This is a genomic window from Thalassospira permensis NBRC 106175 (assembly GCF_000714555.1).
Taxonomy (GTDB): domain Bacteria; phylum Pseudomonadota; class Alphaproteobacteria; order Rhodospirillales; family Thalassospiraceae; genus Thalassospira; species Thalassospira xiamenensis.
The window spans coordinates 250,885-276,297 of the sequence record NZ_AUNC01000023.1 but is presented as its reverse complement, the minus strand read 5'-3'; the positions used below and the strand labels follow the sequence as shown (position 1 = coordinate 276,297).

24 protein-coding genes and 1 tRNA gene are annotated in these 25,413 nt (G+C 53.8%); 15 read left to right on the top strand and 10 right to left on the bottom strand.

Annotation, left to right across the window (positions count from 1 at the left end; genetic code table 11):
- Genes SMB34_RS13165 through SMB34_RS13140 form a run of 6 tightly spaced genes read left to right on the top strand, consistent with a single transcriptional unit; the run spans window position 1 to window position 6,223 of the window.
- Window positions 1-948, top strand: coding sequence for a branched-chain amino acid ABC transporter permease (locus SMB34_RS13165; protein ID WP_007089017.1), 948 nt, complete (start codon window positions 1-3; stop codon window positions 946-948).
- Window positions 945-1,721 (top strand): ABC transporter ATP-binding protein, encoded by a 777-nt coding sequence (locus SMB34_RS13160; protein WP_007089018.1) that lies wholly within the window; start codon window positions 945-947, stop codon window positions 1,719-1,721. The genes SMB34_RS13165 and SMB34_RS13160 overlap by 4 nt, the downstream gene beginning before the upstream one ends.
- Window positions 1,718-2,380, top strand: coding sequence for an ATP-binding cassette domain-containing protein (locus tag SMB34_RS13155; protein WP_037990583.1), 663 nt, complete (start codon window positions 1,718-1,720; stop codon window positions 2,378-2,380). Before SMB34_RS13160 ends, SMB34_RS13155 begins: the two co-directional genes overlap by 4 nt.
- 22 nt (window positions 2,381-2,402) lie before the next feature.
- Window positions 2,403-3,557, top strand: a complete 1,155-nt coding sequence (locus SMB34_RS13150; RefSeq protein WP_037990581.1) for an iron-containing alcohol dehydrogenase — start codon at window positions 2,403-2,405, stop codon at window positions 3,555-3,557.
- Window positions 3,558-3,572: 15 nt separating this feature from the next.
- A complete protein-coding gene (locus SMB34_RS13145) occupies window positions 3,573-5,048 on the top strand; it encodes an NAD-dependent succinate-semialdehyde dehydrogenase (RefSeq protein ID WP_167332765.1) in 1,476 nt (491 codons plus the stop codon).
- A gap of 20 nt (window positions 5,049-5,068) precedes the next feature.
- Window positions 5,069-6,223, top strand: coding sequence for an iron-containing alcohol dehydrogenase (locus tag SMB34_RS13140; RefSeq protein WP_037990580.1), 1,155 nt, complete (start codon window positions 5,069-5,071; stop codon window positions 6,221-6,223).
- A 101-nt stretch (window positions 6,224-6,324) separates the two neighbouring features.
- On the opposite strand, the gene SMB34_RS13135 is transcribed toward SMB34_RS13140, so the two are convergent.
- Together SMB34_RS13135 and SMB34_RS13130 are read right to left on the bottom strand one after the other, a co-directional pair.
- On the bottom strand, window positions 6,325-7,272 hold the full coding sequence (locus tag SMB34_RS13135; RefSeq protein WP_037990578.1) for a cyclase family protein: 948 nt from the start codon (window positions 7,270-7,272) through the stop codon (window positions 6,325-6,327).
- Between the two features lie 203 nt (window positions 7,273-7,475).
- Window positions 7,476-7,561: transfer RNA gene (locus tag SMB34_RS13130), tRNA-Leu, on the bottom strand.
- A gap of 222 nt (window positions 7,562-7,783) precedes the next feature.
- Here SMB34_RS13130 and SMB34_RS13125 point away from each other — a divergent pair.
- From SMB34_RS13125 to SMB34_RS13110, 4 genes are all read left to right on the top strand, one after another.
- Window positions 7,784-8,371, top strand: a complete 588-nt coding sequence (locus SMB34_RS13125; RefSeq protein WP_037990576.1) for a YqaA family protein — start codon at window positions 7,784-7,786, stop codon at window positions 8,369-8,371.
- Window positions 8,372-8,399: 28 nt separating this feature from the next.
- On the top strand, window positions 8,400-8,906 hold the full coding sequence (locus tag SMB34_RS13120) for a disulfide bond formation protein B (protein ID WP_051682287.1): 507 nt from the start codon (window positions 8,400-8,402) through the stop codon (window positions 8,904-8,906).
- A gap of 251 nt (window positions 8,907-9,157) precedes the next feature.
- The gene (locus SMB34_RS13115) at window positions 9,158-10,060 is read left to right on the top strand and encodes a helix-turn-helix domain-containing protein (protein WP_037990575.1); all 903 of its coding nucleotides are present in this window, start codon (window positions 9,158-9,160) and stop codon (window positions 10,058-10,060) included.
- Window positions 10,061-10,162: 102 nt separating this feature from the next.
- Complete coding sequence (locus SMB34_RS13110; RefSeq protein ID WP_037990573.1) at window positions 10,163-12,310, top strand: TonB-dependent siderophore receptor; 2,148 nt, start codon at window positions 10,163-10,165, stop codon at window positions 12,308-12,310.
- 85 nt (window positions 12,311-12,395) lie between these two features.
- Here SMB34_RS13110 and SMB34_RS13105 read toward each other — a convergent pair whose 3' ends face one another.
- Both SMB34_RS13105 and rpmB read right to left on the bottom strand, forming a co-directional pair.
- The gene (locus SMB34_RS13105) at window positions 12,396-12,962 is read right to left on the bottom strand and encodes an HNH endonuclease (protein ID WP_007089028.1); all 567 of its coding nucleotides are present in this window, start codon (window positions 12,960-12,962) and stop codon (window positions 12,396-12,398) included.
- A 371-nt stretch (window positions 12,963-13,333) separates the two neighbouring features.
- On the bottom strand, window positions 13,334-13,627 hold the full coding sequence (gene rpmB / locus SMB34_RS13100) for a 50S ribosomal protein L28 (RefSeq protein WP_037990572.1): 294 nt from the start codon (window positions 13,625-13,627) through the stop codon (window positions 13,334-13,336).
- Between the two features lie 495 nt (window positions 13,628-14,122).
- Here rpmB and SMB34_RS13095 point away from each other — a divergent pair, with 495 nt between their 5' ends.
- Window positions 14,123-14,314 carry a hypothetical protein gene (locus SMB34_RS13095; RefSeq protein WP_007089031.1) on the top strand — a complete coding sequence of 64 codons (192 nt, stop codon included), beginning with the start codon at window positions 14,123-14,125 and terminating at the stop codon, window positions 14,312-14,314.
- Between the two features lie 90 nt (window positions 14,315-14,404).
- On the opposite strand, the gene SMB34_RS13090 is transcribed toward SMB34_RS13095, so the two are convergent.
- Both SMB34_RS13090 and SMB34_RS13085 read right to left on the bottom strand, forming a co-directional pair.
- Entirely contained in the window at window positions 14,405-16,438 is a 2,034-nt protein-coding gene (locus SMB34_RS13090; protein WP_240478824.1) for a putative bifunctional diguanylate cyclase/phosphodiesterase, read from the bottom strand.
- Window positions 16,439-16,673: 235 nt separating this feature from the next.
- Window positions 16,674-17,273, bottom strand: a complete 600-nt coding sequence (locus SMB34_RS13085) for a short chain dehydrogenase (RefSeq protein ID WP_037990723.1) — start codon at window positions 17,271-17,273, stop codon at window positions 16,674-16,676.
- A 125-nt stretch (window positions 17,274-17,398) separates the two neighbouring features.
- On the opposite strand from SMB34_RS13085, the gene SMB34_RS13080 reads away from it, so the two are divergent.
- Window positions 17,399-18,322 (top strand): LysR family transcriptional regulator, encoded by a 924-nt coding sequence (locus SMB34_RS13080; protein WP_167332764.1) that lies wholly within the window; start codon window positions 17,399-17,401, stop codon window positions 18,320-18,322.
- Here SMB34_RS13080 and gluQRS read toward each other — a convergent pair.
- The 4 genes from gluQRS to SMB34_RS13060 all read right to left on the bottom strand — a co-directional run bounded on the left by gluQRS (window position 18,297) and on the right by SMB34_RS13060 (window position 22,975).
- The gene (gene gluQRS, locus SMB34_RS13075; RefSeq protein ID WP_037990569.1) at window positions 18,297-19,136 is read right to left on the bottom strand and encodes a tRNA glutamyl-Q(34) synthetase GluQRS; all 840 of its coding nucleotides are present in this window, start codon (window positions 19,134-19,136) and stop codon (window positions 18,297-18,299) included. The two genes, SMB34_RS13080 and gluQRS, sit on opposite strands and share 26 nt — an antisense overlap.
- A gap of 20 nt (window positions 19,137-19,156) precedes the next feature.
- Window positions 19,157-21,073 (bottom strand): cobaltochelatase subunit CobT, encoded by a 1,917-nt coding sequence (gene cobT / locus SMB34_RS13070; RefSeq protein ID WP_037990567.1) that lies wholly within the window; start codon window positions 21,071-21,073, stop codon window positions 19,157-19,159.
- Window positions 21,074-21,127: 54 nt separating this feature from the next.
- Window positions 21,128-22,135 carry a cobaltochelatase subunit CobS gene (gene cobS / locus SMB34_RS13065; RefSeq protein ID WP_007089037.1) on the bottom strand — a complete coding sequence of 336 codons (1,008 nt, stop codon included), beginning with the start codon at window positions 22,133-22,135 and terminating at the stop codon, window positions 21,128-21,130.
- Between the two features lie 195 nt (window positions 22,136-22,330).
- Window positions 22,331-22,975, bottom strand: a complete 645-nt coding sequence (locus tag SMB34_RS13060) for a J domain-containing protein (protein WP_007089038.1) — start codon at window positions 22,973-22,975, stop codon at window positions 22,331-22,333.
- A 160-nt stretch (window positions 22,976-23,135) separates the two neighbouring features.
- On the opposite strand from SMB34_RS13060, the gene SMB34_RS13055 reads away from it, so the two are divergent.
- The 3 genes from SMB34_RS13055 (at window position 23,136) to SMB34_RS13045 (ending at window position 25,411) form a co-directional block, all read left to right on the top strand.
- Window positions 23,136-23,426: a BolA family protein gene (locus SMB34_RS13055; protein WP_037990720.1), complete on the top strand. Its 291-nt coding sequence runs from the start codon at window positions 23,136-23,138 to the stop codon at window positions 23,424-23,426.
- A 150-nt stretch (window positions 23,427-23,576) separates the two neighbouring features.
- Window positions 23,577-24,830: a PQQ-dependent sugar dehydrogenase gene (locus SMB34_RS13050; RefSeq protein ID WP_007089040.1), complete on the top strand. Its 1,254-nt coding sequence runs from the start codon at window positions 23,577-23,579 to the stop codon at window positions 24,828-24,830.
- A complete protein-coding gene (locus SMB34_RS13045; RefSeq protein WP_037990565.1) occupies window positions 24,830-25,411 on the top strand; it encodes a c-type cytochrome in 582 nt (193 codons plus the stop codon). The genes SMB34_RS13050 and SMB34_RS13045 overlap by 1 nt, the downstream gene beginning before the upstream one ends.
- Window positions 25,412-25,413 lie beyond the last annotated feature (2 nt).

Here is a 25,413-nt window from a genome sequence, read left to right as displayed (position 1 = left end):
ATGCGCTTCGATAAAACTGAGATCTCGCTTGCTGCAATTGCGATTGCCTGCGTGCTGTTCGGGTTTGTATCGCCCGGCTGGCTGATCTTCCTTTTGACCATCGCCTTTGCCAAAGCCCTCGTTGTGCAAGGCGTTGTCATGCAGATGCGCTCCGGCCTGGTATCGTTTGGCCAGGGCCTATTTTACTGCATTGGTGGATATACCGTCGGCATGGGTGGCCAGTTCTTTGGCATCCATGATGCAATTGCTGCCCTGGCCCTTGGCATGCTGGTGGCAATTGCGGTTGCCATGTTGCTGGGGCTGTTGCTGACCCGATATCGGGACATCTTCTTTGCGATGCTGTCGCTGGCATTTTCGATGATCCTGTTCGGCATCCTTGTCAAAAGCCCTGAACTGGGCAGTACGGACGGATTTAACGTGCATAACTGGACCGTCTTTGGCTGGGCACCAGAAGGCGGCGAAGGCAGTCAGCTTACTGTCTTCACCCTGACCGTTCTGGCAGGTCTGGTCATTGCCGTTCTGATCCACCGTTATACCAAGGCCGGGATCGGCGTGATCTGCGAAGCCGTTCGCGAAAACGAAGTCCGCGTTGAATATCTTGGTCTCTCGCCGCGCTGGCTGCTGTACGGCAACTATGTCTGTGCCGCTGCAGTTTCCTCACTTGGCGGTGGATTGACTGCCCTGGCCACCGGGCATGTCGACCCTGAAATGGCCTATTGGACCACATCGGGCGAATTTATCTTTATCGCTCTTCTCGGCGGGTTGGGTCATGTCGCCGCTCCGTTCATTGCTGCCGTGGTTTTCTCGGTCGTGCGGACCTATGCAATCGAACTGGTTCCCCATACCTGGCAGATGATCCTCGGATTTACCCTTTTGGGTGTCATCGTCTTCCTGCCTAAAGGGCTCTGGAGCCTGGTATCGCGGAAAAAGTCAGGAGAACGTGCATGACTGTCATTCTTGAAACCAGATCGCTAAACAAGGAATTTGGGGCGGTCATCGCCGCAAAGGACCTTGATGTCCGGATTTCCAAAGGTGAAATCGTTGGCGTCATCGGGTCCAACGGCGCGGGCAAGACAACCTTCATCAATATGGTGACCGGTTATCTTAAGCCGACCCGTGGTGAAATACAGTTTAACGGCAAGTCTATTCTTGGCCGTTCGCCACGTGCCATCACCCGTGCTGGCATGGCACGTTCATTTCAGGTTGCACAACTATTTCCTGAAATGACGGTAATCGACAATCTGATCGTTGCCCTTGCCGCTGCCGAAAGTCCACGCCCAAGCTTCCTGAGCCCGCTTCGCAGCGACAAACGCATCGCACGGGCCGAAGACATCCTGCGTGAATTCGGTGTCGAAAATTATCGTGATTCATTGGTGACGGCAGTTCCGCAAGGTGCACGCAAACTGGTGGATATCGCCATGGCCCTGATTGGCAATCCGCAGATGCTTTTGCTGGATGAACCGACCAGTGGCGTCAGCATGGATGAGAAAACCGCCCTGATGGACACCGTGATGAATGCCGTCCGCCAGCATGGTGTGACAGTGCTGTTTGTTGAACATGACATGGATGTGGTCGAACGTTACGTTTCGCGTGTTCTGGCCTTCTATAGCGGTGAAATCATCGCCGACGGCAACCCGTCGGCGGTTCTTGCCGAAGAACGCGTGCGTGATCTCGTGACCGGCCATCGTCCCACTCACAAAAAGGGGAATGGCGCATCATGACGCTTGAAATCAAGAGCCTGAATGTTTCAATCGGCAACATTCCGATCCTGCGTGATGTTTCTCTGACCGTTCCGTCCGGGCAGATGTTTGGTCTGATCGGTCATAATGGTGCAGGCAAAACCACATTGATGCGTGCCATCATGGGATTGCTTGAGGCCGACGATGGTTCCATTACCTTTGATGGCAAGGATCTGCGCAAAACGGCTGATTTTGGTCGGGCAAAAGGCGGTATCAGTTACATGCCCGAAGACCGCCGCCTGATCCCGTCACTTACGGTTGAGGAAAATATTCTTCTGCCTGCATGGGCCAACGGCATTGCCGATGCCAGGGAACGTCTGGAATGGGTTTATGACCTGCTTCCGGAAATTGCGCAGTTCCGGGCGCGCCGCGCCTTACAGCTTTCGGGGGGACAGCAAAAGCTGGTCGCACTTGGCCGCGCCCTTATGCCGGGCCGGAAGTTGTTGCTGCTTGATGAACCGTTCGAAGGTGTTGCCCCGGTTCTGTCACGCCGCCTGTCCGAAGTCATTTCCAACCTTGGCAGCAGCGGTTTGTGCGTCCTGATTTCCGAGTCAGATGACACCCATTCCGCCGATCTGGTGACAGGGAGCTACCGCATCGAACGCGGCACAGTTTCCCCATCAGCAACCCAGTTCGCCTGAACCGGCCAACGCGAGGACCCCCATGTCAGATTTTACATTTGAAACCACGCCCCGCGTCATCTGCGAGTTTGATGGCGCACTTCAGTTGGGCAGCCTGTGTAACGAGTTCGGCGCAAAACGCGCCATCCTCATCACCGATCCGGGCCTGCAGAAAGCCGGATTGATTGATGCCCCCTATCAGGCCCTTATTGATGACGGGATCGATACTCTTCTGTGGACACGTGTTGAAGCCGACCCGCCTGAAAGCACCATCCTTGATGCCGTAAAGGGCGCGATGGATTTCGCGGCCGATATCATTATCGGCCTGGGTGGTGGATCATCGATGGATACCGCCAAGCTGGTGGCCTTGCTGTGTGGCAACCCGCAGCAACTTGACGCGATCTATGGGATCGGTCTGGCAAAAGGACCGAGACTACCGCTTATTCAGGTTCCAACCACCGCAGGCACCGGTTCTGAAGTCACACCCATTTCCATCGTTACCACTCCGACCCAGGAGAAAAAGGGCGTTGTATCGCCGCTTCTTTATCCGGATGTCGCATTGCTTGATGCCAAACTGACGATGGGTCTTCCTGCATCGATTACGGCAATGACCGGTATTGATGCGATGGTTCATGCAATAGAGGCCTATACAACCAAGCACAAGAAAAACGCGCTGTCTGATGGTTTGGCCATTCGCGCGATGCAGCTGATGACCGCCCATATTGATGATGCGGTATCGGCAACACCATCACGCGAATCCCGCGAAGCCATGTTGCAAGGATCAATGATGGCTGGCATGGCATTCGCCAATGCCCCGGTCGCCGCAGTTCATGCGCTGGCCTATCCGCTGGGTGGGCATTTTCATGTGCCGCATGGTCACAGTAATGCGCTTGTCCTGATCGAGGTTCTTAAATTCAACCGCGATGCAGCCCACGCGCAATATGCGGAACTGGCCCGTGCTGTTCTGCCGGGTGAACGGTTTGCCGATGATAATGCCGCCTGTGATCGCTTTATCAGCTACATGACCGACATGGTCGAACGCATGCCGTTTACCCGACAGCTGCGCGATGTCGGCGTGTCTGAGTCCGATCTCGACATGTTGGCGACGGACGCGATGAAGGTCGAACGTCTTTTGATCAATAATCCGCGCGAGATGACCTTTGAAGCCGCCCGCGACATTTATGCCTCCGTGCTTTAACCGCAGGATAGCCCCATGACGATTGAACTCAATGATACCGGTCTTTGGCAAACCCTTGGTCATATCAATGGCAAATGGGTGTCGGCTGAAAATGGTATAACCTTTTCAGTGACAGATCCTGCAACCGGCGCACATCTTGCCGATGTTCCCGATATGGGGGCATCCGAAACCCGGCTGGCGATTGATGCCGCCAATGCCGCCCTTCCGGCATGGCGGACAAAGACTGCCAAGGAACGGGCAAACATCCTTCGCAAATGGTTTGACATGTGCATGGCCGCACAGGAAGACCTTGCCTTGCTGATGACTCGCGAACAGGGAAAACCCCTTGCCGAGGCCCGTGGCGAAGTGGCCTATGGCGCGTCATTCCTTGAATGGTTTGCCGAAGAAGGTAAACGCATTTATGGCGATGTCATTCCCTCGCACGGTGCGGATAAACGCATCATCACGGTCAAACAACCGATTGGCGTTGTTGCTGCGATCACGCCCTGGAATTTCCCGATGGCCATGATCACCCGCAAATGTGCCCCGGCACTTGCCGCGGGCTGTACCGTTGTCATCAAACCTGCCGAAGACACGCCCTTGACCGCCCTTGCCCTTGCGGAACTGGCCAAGCGTGCGGGTTTCCCCGATGGCGTGATCAATGTGGTGACCGCATCGCATGGGGCGGATATCGGCAATGAACTGACCGGAAACCCGATTGTGCGCAAACTGTCCTTTACCGGTTCAACCCAGGTCGGCAAACTTTTGATGCGGCAATGCGCCGACACCGTCAAAAAGGTCAGTCTGGAACTTGGTGGGAATGCGCCATTTATTGTCTTTGATGATGCCGATCTTGACGAGGCCGTTGCCGGTGCCATCGCATCGAAATACCGCAATGCCGGACAGACTTGCGTTTGTGCCAACCGCATTCTGGTGCAGGAAGGTGTCTATGACGCCTTCGCCGAAAAACTTGCCGCCGCCGTTGCCAGGCTGCGTGTCGGTCCCGGCACCGAGGAGGGTGTAACCCAGGGGCCGCTGATCAATACCAAGGCCATTGAGAAGGTCGAAACCCTTGTCAATGACGCGATCAGTTGTGGCGCAAAAGCAGTATTGGGTGGCGCACGCGCCAAACCGGGTAGCAATTTCTTCAGCCCGACCATCCTGACCGGTGTTACCGCCGACATGCGGATTTTCTCCGAGGAAATTTTTGGCCCGGTTGCCCCCCTGTTCAGGTTCCGCGACGAGGCAGACGCCATTCGTATGGCCAATGATACGCCCTTTGGACTGGCGGCCTATTTCTATGCCCGTGATATCGGTCGTATCTGGCGGGTTGGCGAAGCACTGGAATACGGCATTGTCGGCATCAATGAAGGGATCATTTCCACAGAATCAGCCCCGTTTGGCGGTGTGAAAGAATCCGGTATCGGCCGCGAAGGATCGAAATACGGCATCGATGATTTTGTCGAAATCAAATATATGTGTCTCGGCGGTCTTGCCGGGAAAGCCAACTGACCGGCAACAAGGAGCCCACCATGAGTTTCATGTTTCGTAGTGTCCCGCGCATCGTATGCGAGGCGGGCGGCATTGCCAGAACCGGCACCCTGATGAAAGAACTTGGCGCAACCCGCGTCACTGTTGTTTGCGATCCGGGCATTGTCACACTTGGCTTTGCCGATCAGGTGCAAAAATCGTTGGAAGCGGCTGGTATTGCCGTTCAGATATTCTCCGATGTTAAAGCTGATCCCCCCCAGAATATCGTTCAGCAGGCCATTGATGGTGCCAAGGAGTGGCAGGCTGATGGTGTGGTTGGTATTGGGGGTGGCAGTTCTCTTGATAGTGCCAAACTTGTCGCGCTGCTTGCCAATAGCGATCAGACAATCGAAGGCATTTACGGGATCGACAAGGCAACCGGCGACCGTTTGCCCCTGATCCAGATCCCGACAACCGCTGGCACCGGATCGGAAGTCACCTGGGTGTCGGTCATCACCGATAACAATAATCTGAAACAGGTTGTTTATACCCCGCAACTGATGCCCGATATCGCGCTTCTGGATGCTGAACTGACCTATGGGTTGCCACAGAAAGTCACCGCGGCAACCGGTCTTGATGCGATGGTTCATGCCATCGAAGGATACACCAGCCGCACACGTAAAAACCCGATTGCCGATGGCATGGCGGTCACAGCATTGTCGCTGCTTGGCAAGAACCTGATGAAGGTGATAGAGAACCCCGGCGACAAGGAAGCCCGATCGGCAATGCTTCAGGGCTCACTGATTGCCGGGATGGCCTTTGCCAATGCGTCAGTCGCAGCCGTCCATGGGCTGGCTTATCCGTTGGGCGCACGGTTCCATATTCCGCACGGACACGCCAATGCACTGGTAATGGCGCAAGTTTTGCGCTTCAACCTGCCCGCCGCAAGTAAACTCTATGCCGAACTTGCGCCCTGTCTGATCGAAGATGCCGATTTCTCATCCGATGAAGATGCCGCAGAGGCCTTTGTTCGCCGGATTGAGGCAATGGTCCTTGCCAGCGGCCTTGAAACACGATTGCATGAACTGGGGATCACCGAAGACTCTCTGCCTGAAATGGCCGAGGAGGTCTTTACCAAAATCCATCGCCTGATCGAGAGCAATCCGCGCGATATGACGACAAACGATATTGAAGCCATTTACCGCAGCGTTTTCTGATTTAGCCGCTTGTGAACTCCGATTTATACAGTGGCAAAGAACCGGCGGCCTGTTTGGTCGCTTGGCCGCCGGTTCTTAAAATCAATCGAGGCGATCCCGGATTACCGAATGGCAACCGGGTTGATGATCATCTGGACTGCGCCTTTTAACTTTGCCTGCCCCAGAACAAAAAGAAACTCGTGGGCGCGGTCTGCTGCCAGATCCTTGGTGACGATGTTTTCAAGGATATAAACGCCGTTTTCTGCCAGAAGCTTCACATGAACCGGGAAGAAGGCATTCGGGTCCTCGTGAGGAACCGCTTCGAGGCCCCATGTATCTCCGCCAACCGCGACCACACCCCGCGTAGCCAGCCATTCCGCGGCTTCCAGCCCGATACCGGGTTCGGTCTTGCCATAAAGCGCATTATCCTTACCCACCAGATCAAGCCAGCCGGTATGGATCAGAACAACGTCACCCTTGCGGATTTCAGTCCCAGCCGCCTTTTGGGCGGCCATGATATCATCCAGGGTAATGACATATCCACCATCCAACCGGGCGGCTCCCTTTATCGCGGCAACGTTCAGCAGCACACCACGGGTTGCCATTGGCGGAACATTTTCAATACCCAGCTTGGTCAATCCGGTGGCAGCGACCATGTCTTCGGCGTGATTATTGTTATAGTAAGTGTGGTGATCGCCAAGATGACCAAGGCCATCAATCTGGGTTCCCACGCCGAGCCAACCGGTAAACATGTCGTCATTATACGTTCCGGCATTACTGCCGATGGTCTTGTTGCCACTTTGCCCGGGCGAGAAAACCGTTACAGCCACACCACGCGGTGCGAATGCAGGCGTATCGCGCGAAATTTCCATACCCAGTGAGTAGACTTTTCCCTTGGAAATCAGCTTGCTTGCCGCAAGGGTTACATCTGATGAAAGATAGTTTGCGGCTCCGATCTGATCATCCGGACCAAACCGCGAGATGAACCTGTCATCTGCCGATGCACTGCCGACAGCTCCGATGAAACCCAATATTATTGATGCAGAAATCAGGATTTTTGCTTTTTGCATTTATTCCTCCCTAAGTTGATAAACACTTAGAGAGTGGCAATTGTCGTGCCAACAAAAAGGTGACGCAAATCAGCATTTCCACCGAAAAAGGGAGCGGATACCGATCAACTCAAAACTTAGAATGATCGGTTAGCGCGCAACAGCCCGCAAACACGACACGGCATACCACGAGTATTTCTTGGAGATTGATTTTGAGAAATCGATGGTGCCCCCGGGGAGAATCGAACTCCCACTCTCAAAGAGAAACAGATTTTGAGTCTGCCGCGTCTACCAATTCCGCCACAGGGGCAGGCACATATGGGTGCATTGCGCACCCGCCATCGTGGGGGCGGATAATAGCTGTAATTTTCGTCCGGTCAATGGGGCTTTGCGCAAAAATTACATCTTTGGCCGCAGCGGACTTTTCTCGGGAAAACGGCATTGCGAGACGGCCCCAAATGCGGTTACATCACCCGTTCCTGGGCCATAGTGCCGCATTGTTTTTATCGTCTTAAATGCAAAGGGCGTTTCCGTGCTGCGCAGCCTTTATGACTGGACCCTTGGCCTGGCCGCCCATCGCCACGCTGCCATTGCACTTTTCATTATCGCCTTTGTGGAAAGTTCGGTTTTTCCAATCCCGCCGGACGTTCTTCTGATCCCGATGATCATTGCCGCGCCAACACGCGCATGGCGTTATGCGTTAATCTGCCTTGTCGGGTCTGTTCTTGGCGGCATTGCCGGTTATGGCATCGGCTACTTCCTTTTTGAAAGCATCGGCCAACCGGTATTGCAGCTTTATGGCTATAGCGCCAAGTTCGATGTATTCCGCGATTATTATAACGAATGGGGTGCCTGGGCAGTGTTCATCGCCGGGATAAGCCCGTTCCCCTACAAGGTCATTACCATCCTGTCGGGTGTGACAGCACTTGATCCGGCAATATTCATGGTCGCATCGGTTCTGGCGCGTGGTTTGCGCTTCTTCATTATTGCAGCCCTGATCTGGAAGTTTGGCCCGGTCATTCGCGACTTTATCGAAAGGCGGCTTGGCCTCGTTTTTACCATATTTGTCGTGGTTCTTGTCGGTGGATTTGCTGCCATCAAACTGATCCCGCACGGTTAACACCGAAAAACGATAACGGAACAACCCGATGATCAAATTGCTTCGCGCACATTATGCCCCAGCCCTGCCACCTGTTGCCATTTTCCTGATTTCTGCCGGAAGCCTCGGCTTTGCCTTCTATGCGCAGTATGTGCAGAAGCTTTTGCCCTGTGTGTTATGCCTTTATCAACGCGTACCGTTTTATGTTGCCGGTGGCCTTGCCATTCTTGCCCTTTTGCTGCTGCGCATACCGGGTGCTTCGCGGGTTCTTGTTTATCTATGCGGTGTTGCCTTTGCCATTGGTACCGGAATTGCGATCTATCATGTCGGCGTTCAGGAACTCTGGTGGGAAGGTCCGGCCATGTGTGGCGGCCTTACCAGCGGCGCGGCATCGGTCGCCGACCTGAAAGCGCAACTGATGGCCCAGCCGATTATCCGCTGTGACAAGATCGACTGGGCCCTGTTTGGCATCACGATGCCGACAGTCAATGTCTTCTTCTCGGCCGCGCTGACGATCCTTTGCCTGATCGCTCCATCACGGTGGATGAAACGCTAGAACGATCAAAATCAAACCCGAAATCCGGCCTGCCAGACGCTTTGCTAGCAGGCTTTTTTTTGCGAAAAACACACCAGATTGCGGACACGAGATATTCTTTTTCCCTCCGTTAAATAATAATGCGAATTATTCTTGTTTGCATAAAATTCTTCTTATAATATCCGCAGCCTTAAGGAATACCGAACCAGATAGGTCTGCGCTGATCGAGCACGACCGAAGAGCAAATATACCCAGCGAGGATATAGGCAGGAATGCCAGACCAGACATTCCATCCCCATATGACAACCAAGATCGAAGGAATCACATTCCTGGAAGAACTTCGTTTCAGACGCTGGAACACAGGGATTACCGATCTATGGCATGTGCAATGTGCAGAAACCTCGGGTGGCAGTTATGTCTCGGAAGCGCCGCGACTGGTTGCCATTCTGGAATGCGCCGGGGATGCGCAATTTTGCATTCGCGCGAACAAAAACCATACTGGTGAAGGCCGTGGTGATCAGGGGTGCCTGTTCTATATTCCGGCCGGCATGCATGTCACCTCTGAGGTACAGGGCTCATGCCGCCTGCGCCATCTTGACATCCATCTTGATACACAACGGCTTGAACAATGTCTTGGCTACAAGGCAGATCCCAGCGTCCTCGAAATGCCGCGGATCGGCTTTTATGATCAGCGCATCAATGCGCTTGTGCGCATGATTGCCGACGACATCGCAACCGATAGCCCATCACCGGCGCTCTATGGTGAAGGACTTTTGACCGCACTGACCAGCGCCCTTCTGGCACCGATGCCAGAAACCGATACGACACGCAAACGCGGCAGGCTCGCCCCGTTCCAGCTACGCAGGACTGTCGATTATATTGAACAAAATTGCGGTCGCGTTATTCGCCTGGATGAATTAGCCGAACTTGCAGGACTATCTCAATCTTATTTTTGCTCGGCTTTTCGCGAGAGCACAGGCATGCCGCCCCACCAGTGGCAGATGAAAGCCAGAATAGAACGCGCCAAAACCATGCTGCGTAAATGCGATACTCCTTTGGCATCCATCGCAACCCAAATCGGCTTTGCAGATCAGGCCCATCTCACACGGGTATTCCGCCGCATCACAGGCACCACACCCGGCGCATGGCGCCGCGAACAGGCTATCGTAAATTAAACCAAAAACCGTTCAATATAGCCAAATAGGGTTCAATATTTCCCCTTTCGCTGCGTGCTATCGGGACGTCACACGTGACAACTGACGCAGAGAACAGACCCAATGAAGTCCTTCAGAGACAAGAACTTAAGAACCGCCCTTCTTGGCAGTGTTGCAATGATTTTCGCAACATCACCAATGCAGGCTTTCGCACAACAGGCCAAAGACGAAATCCTTGTTGATCCCATCGTGATCGAAGCCGACCAACAAAGTGAAACAGCAACGTCACCTGTTAAGGGATATGTTGCAAAGCAAAGTGCAACAGCAACCAAAACCGGTACCGCGATCTCGGAAACGCCCCGCGCCATATCGGTCATCTCAAAAAAAGAGATCGAAACACGCCAAGCCCAGACCGTTATGGATGCCCTTAAATATTCGCCGGGCATTCAACCGGATTTGTATGGTTACGACACCCGCTATGACTGGTTCAAGGTGCGGGGCTTCGCCCAACAGGACATAGGCCTTTACCGCGATGGTATGCAGCTTCGCTCATCGGGTTATGCGTCATTCAAGCAAGAGGCATATGGGGCAGAACGCATTGAACTCCTGCGTGGCCCGACATCGGTTCTTTATGGTCAGAATGCGCCGGGCGGTATCGTCAACGTCGTTTCCAAGCGCCCTCATGCAGACATGCTAAACGAAGTAGAACTGCAAACCGGCAGTTTCGATCACAAACAAGGGGCCTTTGACATCGGCGACAAGCTGGTTGAAGACGGAAGCGTTCTTTACCGCGTTACAGGCCTCGTCAAAGATTCCGGCACCCAGACCGATATGGTCGATGACAAAAGGATTTATCTTGCGCCATCGCTGAAATGGGAAAATGACGACACTTCCTTGACCCTTCTCACCCATTATCAGGAAGACGATACCGGCTCGGCAAACAACTGGCTGCCCGCCGTCGGAACAATCTTTGGCGCCCCCAATGGTGCAATTCCGGTTGATGTCTTTACCGGGGAACCGGCGTTTGAGGGCTACAAGCGCATTCAGTATTCACTCGGTTACGAGCTCAGCCATGACTTCACGAATGATCTTACATTCCGCCAGAACGCGCGATATGCCTTTGTTGATGTCGATTACAAAACAATCTACGGAAACGGCTGGGCAGATGTAAATGCTGGCACGCTAAACCGCAGTCTCCTGCGCACCGACCAGAATGCACACGCCATTACAATTGATAACCAGCTGGAAACCCGGTTTGAAACCGGAACTGTCAATCACACCCTTCTGACCGGACTGGATTATCAGCATTACATCTATGATCGTTATGCCGCGTTCGGCAGTGCGTCGGCGCTAAACGTCTATAACCCGTCCTACGGCGGAACTCTGTCTGCCCTGACGACTTGGTACGATGACGATGTAACGCTTCGCCAGCTTGGTGTTTATGCACAAGATCAGATCGAGTTTGATGAACATTGGGTATTGACCCTTGGCGGTCGCCAGGACTGGTCAGACGAGAAAAAATACGACAACGCCAATAACGGTGCAGAGAGCAGCAAAAACGATCATGCCTTTTCCGGTCAGGCCGGGCTCGTTTACAAAACCGAACTCGGCCTTACGCCATATATCAGCTACTCGGAATCCTTTACCCCCGTCGCCAGTCAGGGAACGCAAAACTTTGATCCTGAAACAGGTCAGCAATACGAAATTGGTGCCAAATACGAACCTGAAAGCTTCGATGGCCTGTTAACCGCTGCCTTATATGATCTGCGCCGTCAAAATGTCACGACAACCGACCCTGACGATACAGCACGTAAAATCCAGTCAGGCGAGGTCCGCTCGCGCGGTATCGAACTGGAAGCAACCATTGAGCCTTTTGAAGGGTTGGTTGGCAAAGCTGCATACAGTTTCAACGATGCCGAAGTCACCAAAGACAACGATGGCTATCAGGGCAAAGCCCCGGTCGGCGTTCCGAAACATACAGCATCTCTTTGGGCTGATTATACGTTACAGTCCGGCACAATGAGTGGCTTTGGGTTCAATGGTGGCGTTCGCTATCTCGGTAAACAGTACGCTGATCAGTCAAACACCGTTGAAGTCCCGTCAACCACTCTGTTTGATGCCGGCATCCACTATGAGATTGAAGGCTACCTTCTGGCATTGAATGCGACCAACCTGACGGATGAACGTTGGGTCGCAAGTTGCTCGGGAACAAATGCCTGCTACTACGGTCAGGGACGCACGATTCTCGCCACGGTCAAATATCGCTGGTAGTCAGATTGCGAAGGACTTCGTAAAATACAAAAGCACCGCCAGAAACGACGGTGCTTTTACTTTGTCCACATATATCGGACCCGGATCAGAAGTCGTATTCCAGTTCGGTATCCCAATACAAAAAATCCCGCCAACTTTCGTGAAGATAGTTTGGCGGGAAGCGGCGTCCGATGGTCTGGAGTTCGTGCATGCTCGGCTGTTCGGGGGTCCTGCGCAGCCGGAGTCCGGCTTCCCTGATCGATCGGCTACCCTTGAAAAGGTTACAGTCCGAACAGGCAGTCACAATATTGGACCAGTTCGTTCGCCCGCCCCGCGACCTCGGAATGACGTGATCGAATGTCAGGTCACTGGTCGGCAGACGATCCCCGCAATACTGGCAGGAAAACTGGTCGCGCAGGAAAACGTTGAACCGGGTAAAGGCCGGGCTGCTTTTGAGCGATACATATTCCTTGAGCGATATGACACTCGGCAGTTTCATTTTGAAAGACGGAGAATGGACTTCGCGATCATATTCCGAGAGAACATCAACGCGTTCCAGAAACACTGCCTTAAGCGTATCCTGCCAGGACCACAAGGACAGCGGGAAATAGCTTAACGGCCGGAAATCGGCGTTAAGGACAAGTGCCGGACACGCATTGGGCGATAAATGCATATCATCCGCTCCACCGTGTTTACCGAGTCGCACCCACTATTTAGCAGGTTCGCGAATCGCGGGTGATGAACATATCATGACGTTTCATCAATCCATGCGACGCGGTCACGTAAATCACTGATAGAGAAAAGTATAGACCAATTTTCGCAAAGCGCAAATCCCGCTTGAGGCCGAGTCGCAAACATTTACGCAAAACCGGCGGCACCAGGTACGACTCGCAATCAGGCACATCAACGCCCGGACAAACAAAAAGGCCGCGCATCGATGATGCACGACCCTTTTATGGCCCCGGAACAGGGCGATCTGAAATCTTTGAAAAACGAAAGGCCCGCAATCGCGAGCCTTCGTAATTCTTAAAGCAAAAGTCTGCCTTAGGCAGCTTTCGCTTCAACAGCTTTGGCGATCTGGCGTTTGACTTTCACCAGCTCTGCCGACAGCTTGGAAGCTGCTGTGCCGAGCACATATGCATCCAGACCACCACGTTTTTCAATGGTGCGGATCGCATTGGTGGTCAGACGCAGACGCACCGAACGACCCAGCGCTTCGCTCAGCAGCGAAGCCGGCTGAAGGTTCGGAAGGAAACGACGTTTGGTGCGGTTGTGGGCGTGGCTCACATTCATGCCGACCAAAACGCCTTTGCCGGATACCGGGCAGCGACGTGCCATGACCTGATCTCCTGGTCTATAATTCGCAAAAGGACGCTTGGCCTGACATGCAGGCCCGCGCTTGGAGCCGGGTTATTACCGTCTCTGACAGATGCCGTCAAGCCTTCATCCACGCTTTTACGCGACAAAAACACCTGTTTTGCGCAATCCGTTCATATTGCATCACGCAAGGACGGCTTTTCCCATCTCAACCACACGGAATCAAGCGATTTTCCCGGGCACACAGCCATACCCCCGGTTCGGTTTGGCAATTACATCACGATGATGCGACCCGATTCTGGACGGCATCCGGCAAAGACAAACATATATAAAGTCGGGTTCAGGCCTTCTCGCTGCCCATATTGGCTCTTTGACGTTACGTTCTTTATAAGGATTCAGAAGATAGAGGCCAGAACACCCAAGGTCACCCAGATTGATCCTTGTCAAAACATCATCGCGCATTCGGTGTTAGCGTGCCGTCATAGTTATTCCGCACACGCTTGGGGAGCACTGCGCATGATGAAAACCGATTCCAAGGTATCCTTGCCCCTTTTGGGCATTCTGCTGGTCGCTGTGATCGGCCTTGTTTTGTATCTGGCCGGTTATGTGCTTGCGCATTTCGGTGTGCCGATTGCATCGGTCTGGATTTACGTCGCACTCGCACTGGTCCCGGTCGTTTTCCTCGTGCTTCTGGATTTCAGTCGCTAATCCTGCGCGCTATCTGCAAACAATAAAACGGCCTGCCAGTTTCGGCGGGCCGTTTTATTGTTTGGAGGGCTTTCGCCTGAAAAATCACCATCAGACGGCTGAACTTCTTTGTTGCCAATGGGGATTTTCACAAGGCCCCGCCGACGGGCGGGCAAAGAAATATCCCTGATAGGCATCAACCCCCATCGCCGCAAGTTCGCTGCGTTGCTGCTCGGTCTCAATACCCTCGGCAATAACATCAAGACCGAACCGATGCGCAATCAGAATGGCGCCTTCGATCACCGCACGTGAATTGACATCCATTTTCAGGATGAAAGATTTATCGATTTTGACCGCATCGACGCGGATCTGATGCAGGCGGGAAAGCGATGAATAGCCCGTACCGAAATCATCAATATGAACTTCCACTCCCTGATCATGCAGATCAGCCAGGACTTCTGAAATCAGTTGTGTGCGCCGGATATCAAAGATCGATTCTGTCACTTCAATAGTCAGGCGGTTGGCTGGCAGACCCGTTTCAAGCAGCAGATTTTCCACCATACGGGCAAAACGCGGCACAACAATCTGACGCACCGATACGTTAACCGCAATCTTGGGCCCACCGGCAAAGCCGGACCAGTCCAGGATCGTTTTGCAGGCTTCGCGCATCACCCATTCGCCGATATCGACAATCAGCGCCGATTCCTCAGCAATCGGAATAAACTCGTCTGGTGGTACACGGCCAAGTTCCGCACTTTCCCAGCGCAACAACACCTCATAGGCGGTAATGTCGCCCGTCTTCGCACTGACGACCGGCTGATATTCAAGAAAAAGCTCATTGGCGGACAAAGCCTGACGCAGGGCCTGATTGATCGCCAACCGACGTTCCTGCTCAACAAGCAACTTGCTGTCATAACTTTGCACACTGCCACGCCCGGACCGCTTAACCTCGGCTGCGGCCAGATCGGCCCAATGGATCAATTCCGCAATCTGCGGGTTCTCGTCCATGCCAAATGCGACACCAGTGCTGAAACCGACATGCAATGTCTGCCGTGCGATATGGATTGGCCGGTTAACAGCCGCCCGGACCTCGGCGATGGTTTGGTCCACCAGCTGATGCAGATTTTCCGGCTGATCAGTCAGAATCATGATGAATTCATCACCACCCCACCGCCCGACAGCATGACGATCATCGACATATTCCCGTAAACGGTGCGAAACTTCCTTAAGCACCAGATCACCGATCGCATGACTGAGCCCGTCATTGATCTGTTTGAAATGATCAAGATCAATGAACAGAACGGCATAGGCACGATTGCCCCAGCTTGCGCGCGCTTCTTCAAACCAGGAAACGATGCCATCACGGTTCAGCAATCCTGTCAGGGTGTCGCGCACCAGAAGATTGCGAAGTTCACGGGTTCGTTTCGCCACCCGAGCTTCAAGTGTCGCATTCCAGTTCTCGGTTATCCGGTTTTTCTCGCGCAGGTCGTCAACCAGAGAGTCATTTTCGTGCTTCAGCACAAGCGACCGATACAGAATACCGTGATTATTGCGATGGGTGATCATCATGACGGTTACAAAGATGAAGCCAAGCCCCGACAGAACGTAATTCGGCTCCGGCATGACAATCAGAACAATACAGGCAGGCAGTAGCAACATCAGAAGATAGAATCGGCCGACCCTGAAAACAGGTGCAAGAATTCCTGTCGCGCCACCGGCAAGCCCCGCCAATATGATCAGGGTTACGAAACGGCTTTCATTACTTTGCGTTGGCAAGTCAAAGATTGACGCCAACGCCCAAAGGATAGCGCCGGAACAAACACCACAGGCATATCGCATAAACCATCTATGGAATTCCGCATCATCAAATGCCGAAACCAGCCGTCGTTCGACATGATAGCGATACCCGATAAAAAGCCGGATCACCGTCGTTGCAAAAATCACGCAAATCCAGACGGTCATGCCAAATGATAGTTCGGATTGAAACCAAAGCGTCCCGACAAGACCACTTCCGGCCGACAGATTGACAAGGACGTTCGCCCAGTTGTTGCGATAGGCAAGATCAAGAAGGTCCGCGCGAACCTTCTTTTGCAGTTTCGGCGCTGCTTCGGTCCCGTGTCCGGGTTCCAAAAGCAGCCGTTTCAAGGTGTCAGCCATCCTGGCTGTGAACTGCCCCATCCGGAAATTCCGTTATAGCCGTTTACACGCTTAACAATCGGATGCGCAACATTAGCTATTTGGATGGTAAGCAGTCACCCTAAATAATTCCAGATAGAAAGTGCGGTTTTTTTGAAGCAATGCCCCTTGTAAGCCCCAAAGTCGACCGGGACCCGGTTTTGCCCCGGTCGGCTTTCGATGCCAGATCGTCAGAATTATACCCTCAGAATATCTCGAAGACTTGCCCGGTCTGAAGACCCTCGACCGACTTGGCATAGCCAAGGGCCGCACGTGCCGCCGGAACGGGATCATGCCCGCGGAAATACGGTGCGTAGCCTTCCATCGCCTCAAGGATCACACCGGGGCTGACCGCGTTGATGCGAAGCCCCGGTTTCATTTCGATTGCAGCAGCCCGCACAAAAGACTCGATTGCGCCATTCACCATCGAGGCCGAGCTACCGTAACGGATCGGATCTTTGGACAGGATACCAGTGGTCAGCGTGAATGATGCATTGTCTGCCACGTGATCACGCCCAACCAGCACCAGATTGACCTGCCCCATCAGTTTGTCATTGATCCCGATGCGGTATTTGTCATCGTCCATTTCGGCGAAATCACCGAAATGAACCTTTCCGGTCGCAGAAACAACCGCATCGACTTTGCCGACCTTTTCAAACATCGCATGGATTGATGCGATATCCGTCAGGTCAACATTAACGTCTCCACTTGCGCGGGACGCACGGATGATGTCGTGGCGTTGGGACAACTCGGAATCAATCCCACGCCCGACAATCCCCGATGCGCCTACCAAAAGAACTTTCATCTGATCCTCCATCCTTGGAAGTGCTTCGATGGAAGGATTGTCTCATGAGACAATTGCAAGGATAATCTGGTTATTTCCAAACATTTTGTTTAATATTATAAACAATGAAAGATTATCTGAGTGAAATGCGCAGCTTTGCGGCCGTCATGGAAAACGGTGGCTTTACCCACGCCGCCAAGGCACTTGGCGTGTCCAAGGGCCTGATCAGTCAGCATGTCAAAAGACTGGAATCAGAGCTGGGGGCACAATTGCTGTTCCGGTCAACCCGCAAGGTAGAACCAACCGAAATCGGGATTACATTTCTGGGTTACTGTCAGAATATCACCCAAAGTGCCACCGCCGCATTCGAAGCCGTCGAGGCTCTGCGCGGCGAACCGGTCGGCACCGTTCGCATTACGGTGCCCGTTTCCTTTGGCGAGATGTTTCTTGATGACATCATCGTCGCATTTCAAAAAGCACATCCGCGCATACAGATCGAAATGGAACTGGAAAACACCTTCCGTGCGCTGCAATCTGCCCATATCGATATCGCCATTCGCGTCGGATTATCCGACGACCCAGAACAGGTTGCCATTCCGCTGGGTCAATTGTCTGAACTGATCTGCGCAAGCCCTACCTACTGGGCAAAGCACCCAAAGCCCGAAACACCCGCCGATCTGGGAAATCACAATTGCCTGCTGAATTTTCAGTACTACAAAGATGGCAACTGGGTTTTCTTTTCCGATGATGGCGCACAATCAGTTCCGGCACAGGGCAATCTGCGCCTTAATCATTATCCGCTGTTGCGCAATGCCGCGATCCGCGGATTGGGCGTTGCCCGGCTGCCCCGGTATGTTGCCCTTCCGGCAATCTTCGACGGATTGCTTGAAACGGCACTGGATGGCTATTCATCGCCGTTACGACCGATCTATCTGGTTTACCCCTATCAGGAAAACCTGCCGGTCAAAAACCGGTTGATGATTGATTTTATTCGCAGTTGGTTCGTCGAACGACCTGACCTTCTGGAAACCAGAACGACGTCGCCTAGACATATCCGCTTAGCGCAATGACCTCTTGGGCGCTCATACCCTCGTCACGCATGGATCGCAGTGTTTTTGATTTGTCGCGCTTGGCAAACCGTTTGCCATCCGGGCCCGTAAGCATGCCATGATGATGATATTCAGGAACATCATACCCCAGCAATTCCTGTAACAGGCGATGCAGGTGGCTTGCAAAAAACAGATCCTGACCGCGGGCGACAAGGTTGATACCCTGCAAATGATCATCATGGATTACCGATAGATGGTAGCTTGTCGGCGTGTCCTTGCGCGCCAGAACAACATCGCCAAATATTTCCGGCGTTGCATGCTGTTTTCCAAACTTGCGGTCATACCACCATAACGGGCTGGCGACCTGTCTAAGGGCATGCTCCATATCCAGACGCAGCGCATAACTTTCCCCCGTCGCAACACGATCTGCGCGTTCGGACGCACTACGATTACGACAGGTCCCCGGGTAAAGCACACCATCCGGCCCATGCGGCGCATTTCCGATCCGCGCGATTTCTTCCTGAATGTCTTTTCGCGTGCAAAAGCACGGATAAAGCAGCCCGGCATCGGTCAAACGATCCAGCACCTTCTCATAATCAAGGAAATGCTGTGACTGTATACGGACAGGGCTTTCCCATCGAAGCCCCAGCCAAGCAAGGTCCTCAAAGATCGCATCAACATATTCCGGGCGACAGCGGGTTTGATCTATATCTTCGATCCGCAAAAGGAAACGACCATTCGGACCGGCCTGTTTTGCGGAAAACAGGGCCGAGGCCGCATGGCCAAGATGCAGAAACCCGGTCGGACTGGGGGCAAAGCGGGTAATGGCTGTCATAACGGCCCTATCCCCATGACCTACCAGCGGTCACGATCACCGGTCGCCTTGTCCTTGGCGGTATCCGCAGGCACATGACGCATCGGACGTTTGGGTTGACGCCCCCCCTGTTCATCGAACAGATCGGACAATTCACGCAACATCGTCCCGCCAAGCTCTTCGGGGTCGTTGATCGTTACCGCACGCTGGTAATAGCGGGTCACATCATGTCCGATCCCGATCGCAAGCAGCTCAACTGGCGAACGGGTCTGAATCCAGTCGATGACCTCGCGCAAGTGCCGTTCAAGGTAATTTCCGGAATTCACCGACAGGGTCGAATCATCGACCGGCGCGCCGTCGGAAATCACCATCAAAATCCGGCGTTGTTCCGAGCGGCCCAGAAGGCGTTCGTGCGCCCAAAGCAGGGCTTCGCCGTCGATATTTTCCTTAAGCAATCCTTCGCGCAGCATCAGGCCAAGATTCTTGCGCGCGCGCCGCCACGGGGTATCGGCCGCTTTATAGATGATGTGTCGCAGGTCGTTGAGACGGCCCGGTTTTGGCGGCTTGCCACTTTCAACCCATTTTTCGCGCGATTGCCCGCCTTTCCACTGACGGGTAGTGAAACCAAGGATTTCGACCTTCACCCCGCACCGTTCAAGGGTACGTGCCAGAATGTCGGCAGATAGTGCGGCAATCGTAATCGGGCGCCCGCGCATGGAACCGGAATTATCGATCAGCAGCGTCACGACCGTATCCCGGAAATCTGTATCCTGTTCCTGTTTGAAGGACAGCGAGGTCGAAGGTGTTGAAACAATACGCGCCAGCTTCGCCGCATCAAGGATGCCTTCTTCAAGGTCGAAGTCCCAGCCACGATTTTGCTGCGCCATCAGGCGGCGCTGCAAGCGGTTGGCAAGGCGCGAAACGACATTCTGCAAATTCGCAAGCTGCTTATCGAGCATGGCGCGCAGACGCGAAAGCTCCAGGCCTTCGCAAAGCTCGTCGGCAGTTACGATTTCATCAAATTCACGCGTAAAGGGTTCATAGCCGCGTTCAATCGGTTCGTTCCGACCGTCAAATTCCGGCTGTTCGCCCGGTCCGGCAGGCTGTTCTTCCTGCGACATCGCTTCAAGCTGCTGGTCATCGATATCGCCTTCACCGGCTTCGGCTTCTTCGGTACCGGCATCCTGCTGCTGATCATCACCATCAGGTTCGGACTCGTCGGCCTGCCCCTGCTGGCCACCCTGACTGTCAAGTTCCTCGTCCGGGTCGGTTTCGCCTTCTTTTTCGTCCTCATCCTCGCCGTCATTTTCAGGCGGGGCTTCGTCGATATCATCTTCAAGAGACAAATGATCAAGCAGGCGGCGCAATCCCCGCGCAAACGCATCCTGATCGTCAATCAGATCGCGCAGATCGTTCAGGTCTGTACCGGCATTTTCTTCGATATGGGCACGCCACAGATCGATCAGCGGGCGGGCCGATGACGGGGCGGGTTCGCCAGTAAAAATCTCGCGCGCCAGCATCCCGATTGCATCAGCAAACGGGGCATCTTCGCGCGCCGTCAACCGATGGAAGTTTTTGGCACGGCAATCCTGTTCGGCATGTTCACGCAGGTTCTTGCGCACACCGGGGAAATAACGCGAACCAACTGCCTCGCAACGGGCCGTTTCCAGCGCGTCGTAAACGGCCTGTGCCTCGGCGGTTTCGGGCATACGGCGGGCATGAAGGGCCACATCATGGTGACGCAGTTTCAACGCCCAGCCATCGGCAACCCCGCGCAGGTCGGCAACCTCGTCCTTCGGCAGCGCCTGTTTGGGCATCGGCAGGCGCACATGTTCGCCATAGCCACCTGCCCGGCCGCCTTTGACAAAGCCGACTTCAAGATCATTGCGTCCGGCAAGCGCACGAAATGTCGCCGCTGTGCCGCGCAAAAATCCGGAAAGCGCTTCATCATTCTTCATTGCTCTACTCGCTTCTGGAATCAGGTCGCCGATTTGCTTTAACAATGGATGATCCTAACGGACCATCACATTGATGGCTTCTTCGGGAAGTTCCTCGCCAAAGCACCGCTGATAATATTCAGCAAGGATCGGGCGTTCGACCTCATCGCAACGGTTAAGGAACGTCACGCGAAACGCATAGGAAATTTCCCCGAAAATCTCGGCGTTTTCCGCAAGCGTAATAACGGTACGCGGGCTCATGACAGTCGAAATGTCGCCTGCGACAAATCCCTGGCGGGTCAGGTTGGCAAGTGCAACCATGGCCTCGATCTTCTTGCGGCCTTCGGCATTGTCGAACGACGGCACCTTGGCGGTCACGATGTTGGTTTCATCGGCAACCGACAGATAGTTAAGGGTCGCAACAATCGACCAACGGTCCATCTGGGCCTGGTTGATCTGCTGGGTCCCGTGATATAGGCCTGTGGTATCGCCAAGGCCGACCGTGTTTGACGTCGCAAACAGGCGGAAGTTCGGATGCGGATGGATGACCTTGTTCTGATCAAGCAGGGTCAGCTTGCCATCGACTTCCAGAACACGCTGGATAACGAACATCACATCGGGGCGACCGGCATCATATTCATCAAAAACCATCGCAACCGGACGTTTAAGCGCCCAGGGCAAAATGCCTTCGCGGAATTCCGTGATCTGTTTGCCATCGCGCAACACGATGGCATCTTTGCCGATCAGGTCGATACGCGAAATGTGGCTATCAAGGTTTACACGAACACAAGGCCAGTTCAGACGTGCAGCAACCTGTTCGATATGGGTCGACTTACCCGTACCGTGATACCCTTGGATCATCACGCGGCGGTTATGGGCGAAGCCCGCCAGAATGGCCAACGTGGTATCGCGATCAAACCGATAGGTCGGATCAATCATGGGAACATGTTCGCTGCCCTGGCTGAATGCCGGAACCTTCATGTCGGAATCAATCCCGAACGCTTCACGAACGGAGATTTTGATGTCTGGTGCATCCAGCGGATGTTCGGCGGCTGCACCTGTCGCTTCGTAACCTTGGCTCATAAGTACTCGCGCATTTGTCGGACCGGTGACGCGGTCTCGTTTGAAACTAGCTCATTAATAGCGGCTAAGATGCGCGTGACAAAGGGAAGATGCGCAAAAAAAATCTATCGCCGCCAATGGATCGAACAATGAAAAGGTCCGCGGCACGAATTGCAAGGCAGATTTTATCAAATTTCGCCCGATACCAGTCCCTGATTACGTGGAAACACGTGCTTCCAGATCACGGATGTATCTCATCAGCGACGAATAGGCTGCACTGATTTTCTTAAAGCGTTCTTCGGCAACCTTGTCGCCGCCATTGGCGTCGGGATGGTATTTTTTCGACAGCGCCTTGTATTTTGACTTCAGTTCGTCCTTGGAAAACGGCCAAGGAAGATCAAGCGTTGCCATGGCCTGTTGCTGTTCGGATGGCATGCCCATAGCCCCCGCGCGACGCTGGGCATCTTCGCTTTTGCGTCGGCGATCCCCCGCAGGGTCACCCCCTGGGCCATGATGGGTCGGATCACCATCTTCATTAAAGAAGCCGAAACCGTCGCTGAATTTGAAGTTGAACGGTTTCTTGGCACCGCGAATATGCCCGAACCGCCATGTCGGGCGTTGCCAATGGGTATCACGCCGGACATCGTTTTCGATGTCTTCGGCTTTCATGCCCTCGTAATAGTTCCAAGACTTGTTGTATTCCCGGACATGGTCGAGACAGAACTTATAGTACTCGCGAAGCTTGCGGTCCTTGGGCGCACGAAATTCCCCATGACCTTCACATCCCGGCCATTCACATACGGGCAGGTCTGGTTCTTCATGGTAAAGGGTTTTGCGTTTGTTGCGTTGGCCGCGGTTCATCTGCGTTTATATGTTCTGATCATCAAGCTTCGCAATATCATACGAGCCGTTTTAATGCGATAAAAGGCTTGAAAAACTGCCATCGCGTGCCACAACGGTGCCAACAGTCAGATTTTCACATTAATTCATGCGAAACACACCGAAACATGAGGCCATTGTCATGCAGGTAGCCCAACAGATTGGCGATATCCTGACCGCGGAATTCGCCCCCGAGAAACTCGAAATCATCGATGATTCGTCAAAACATGCCGGTCATTCAGGCGCCGACCCACGCGGAGAGTCGCATTTTTCCGTACTGGTCGTTTCCCAAAAATTTGATGGCGAAAACCGGGTCAATCGCCAGCGGCTGGTTTACGCAGCCCTTGATCAGCTTCTGAAAGATCGCGTTCACGCGCTGGCTTTGAAAACCATGACACCTTCCGAATATGCAGCGGCTGCGACCCAAAAATAACCAAAGCGTTTATTCCGCATCGTGAAATCAACTTAGACGACCGTTGTTTTTCGGCGCAATAATAGCCCAGAAGCCCGATGCGCAGTCTCCTGCATATGGGGCACGGGCGCCGGTCAAATCTGCGCCCGATACAAACGGGAGGACTAGGTTATGAGAACGCGCCTTATCGGGGCAAGCGTCGCCCTGTTTATGTCTGGAACGGCCTACGCACAGGCCCCCGCTCCGGACAATCTAGAAAAACTCTCCAATTTCCAGTCAACAGGCACCAGCGAGTTCACAAGAATCGAGCAAACCGGTGACTATGCTGACGGTATCAAGAAAACGCTTGAACGCATTACTCTGCCGGACGGTTTCAAGATTGCCCTTTATGCCGTTGTGCCCGATGCCCGCCATATCGCCGTTGGCCCGCAAGGGGTCGTGACATTTGTCGGCACGCGCAAGGACAAGGTCTGGTCGGTAACCGACCGCAACAAGGACCGTGTTGCCGACGAGGTCAAGGACTTCGCCCCGTCCTTGCGGTTCTCCATTCCCAACGGTCCGTGCTTCTCTCCCGATGGCATGCTCTATATCGCAGAGCAAAACAGGGTTCTGACCTTCCCCGCCGCCGAATTTTTCTATGAAAGCCCCGATGTCGCGGCATTCAATGTCGTTAAGCAGGGTGAGCTGATTCCACCGTCCGAAGAAAGCTACAATCACACCGCACGTGTTTGCAAAATCGGCCCGGATGGCAAACTTTATATCTCGCTTGGGCAACCTTTCAACGTTTCCCCCAAGGACAAGCTTGATCTTTATCGCCAACACGGGATCGGCGGTATTATACGCATCAACATCGATGGAACCGGCCGTGAAGTATACACATACGGGGTCCGGAACTCCGTCGGTCATGACTTCCATCCGGAAACCGGCGAACTATGGTGGACGGACAATCAGGTTGACGGCATGGGCGATGACATTCCGCCCGGTGAAATCAATCACCAGACAGCAGCCGGTCAGCATTTCGGCCATCCCTGGTATGGCGGCGGCAACGTTCGCACAAATGAATATGCCGGTGAAGAAGTTCCCTATGATGTCGTGATGCCCGCGGTCGAAACCATTGCACATGCTGCCGACCTTGGCATGTCCTTCTACACGGGCAAGATGTTCCCGGCCAAATACAAGAATGCGATTTTCTCGGCCCAGCACGGATCGTGGAACCGCACCACGCCGGTCGGCGCGCGCGTGATGGTAACCTTTATCGACAGTGACGGCACGGCCCGCATAGAGCCCTTTGCCGAAGGCTGGATCGATGAAAACGGGGAGTATCTTGGCCGCCCGGTTGATGTCGCCCAGCTGCGCGACGGTTCCCTGATTGTATCGGACGACCTTGCCGGTGCCCTGTACCGCATCTGGTACGAGGGGAAATAATGCGGATATTGCTTATCGTGATTCTCGGCGGGCTTTTGCCCGCCGGGGCTTCCTTGGCACAGGACATTGATGCCGGCCGGAAAGTTGCGGGCATATGCCGAACCTGTCACGGTCTGAACGGATTTGCCCGCATCCCGATTGCACCGCATATCGGCGGCGAACCCGCGGCATACATTGAAACCCAATTGCGCGCGTTTCGCGATGGCAGCCGGGAACATGAAATGATGACCGTGGTTGCCCGCAGTTTAACCGACCAGCAGATCGCCGACGCCGCGGCCTGGTATAACCATTTTGATGTGACTGCCACACTGCCAGCCGGGAAAAACCCCAATGATGCCCCGGAACTTTGCAGCGCCTGCCATGGTTCAAACGGGATTTCGGAAATGCCGGACGTTCCCAACCTTGCCGGTGAAACCAATATCTATCTCGAAACACAGTTAAAAGCGTTCCGAAACGGCAAGCGCAATCATGAAATCATGTCGCCAATTGCAACCGAGCTTGACGATAAAGGAATGCAGACCGCAGCAGACTGGTACAGTGCGATTACGATCAACATCACCGATCCGACCAAACCGAACTGAAA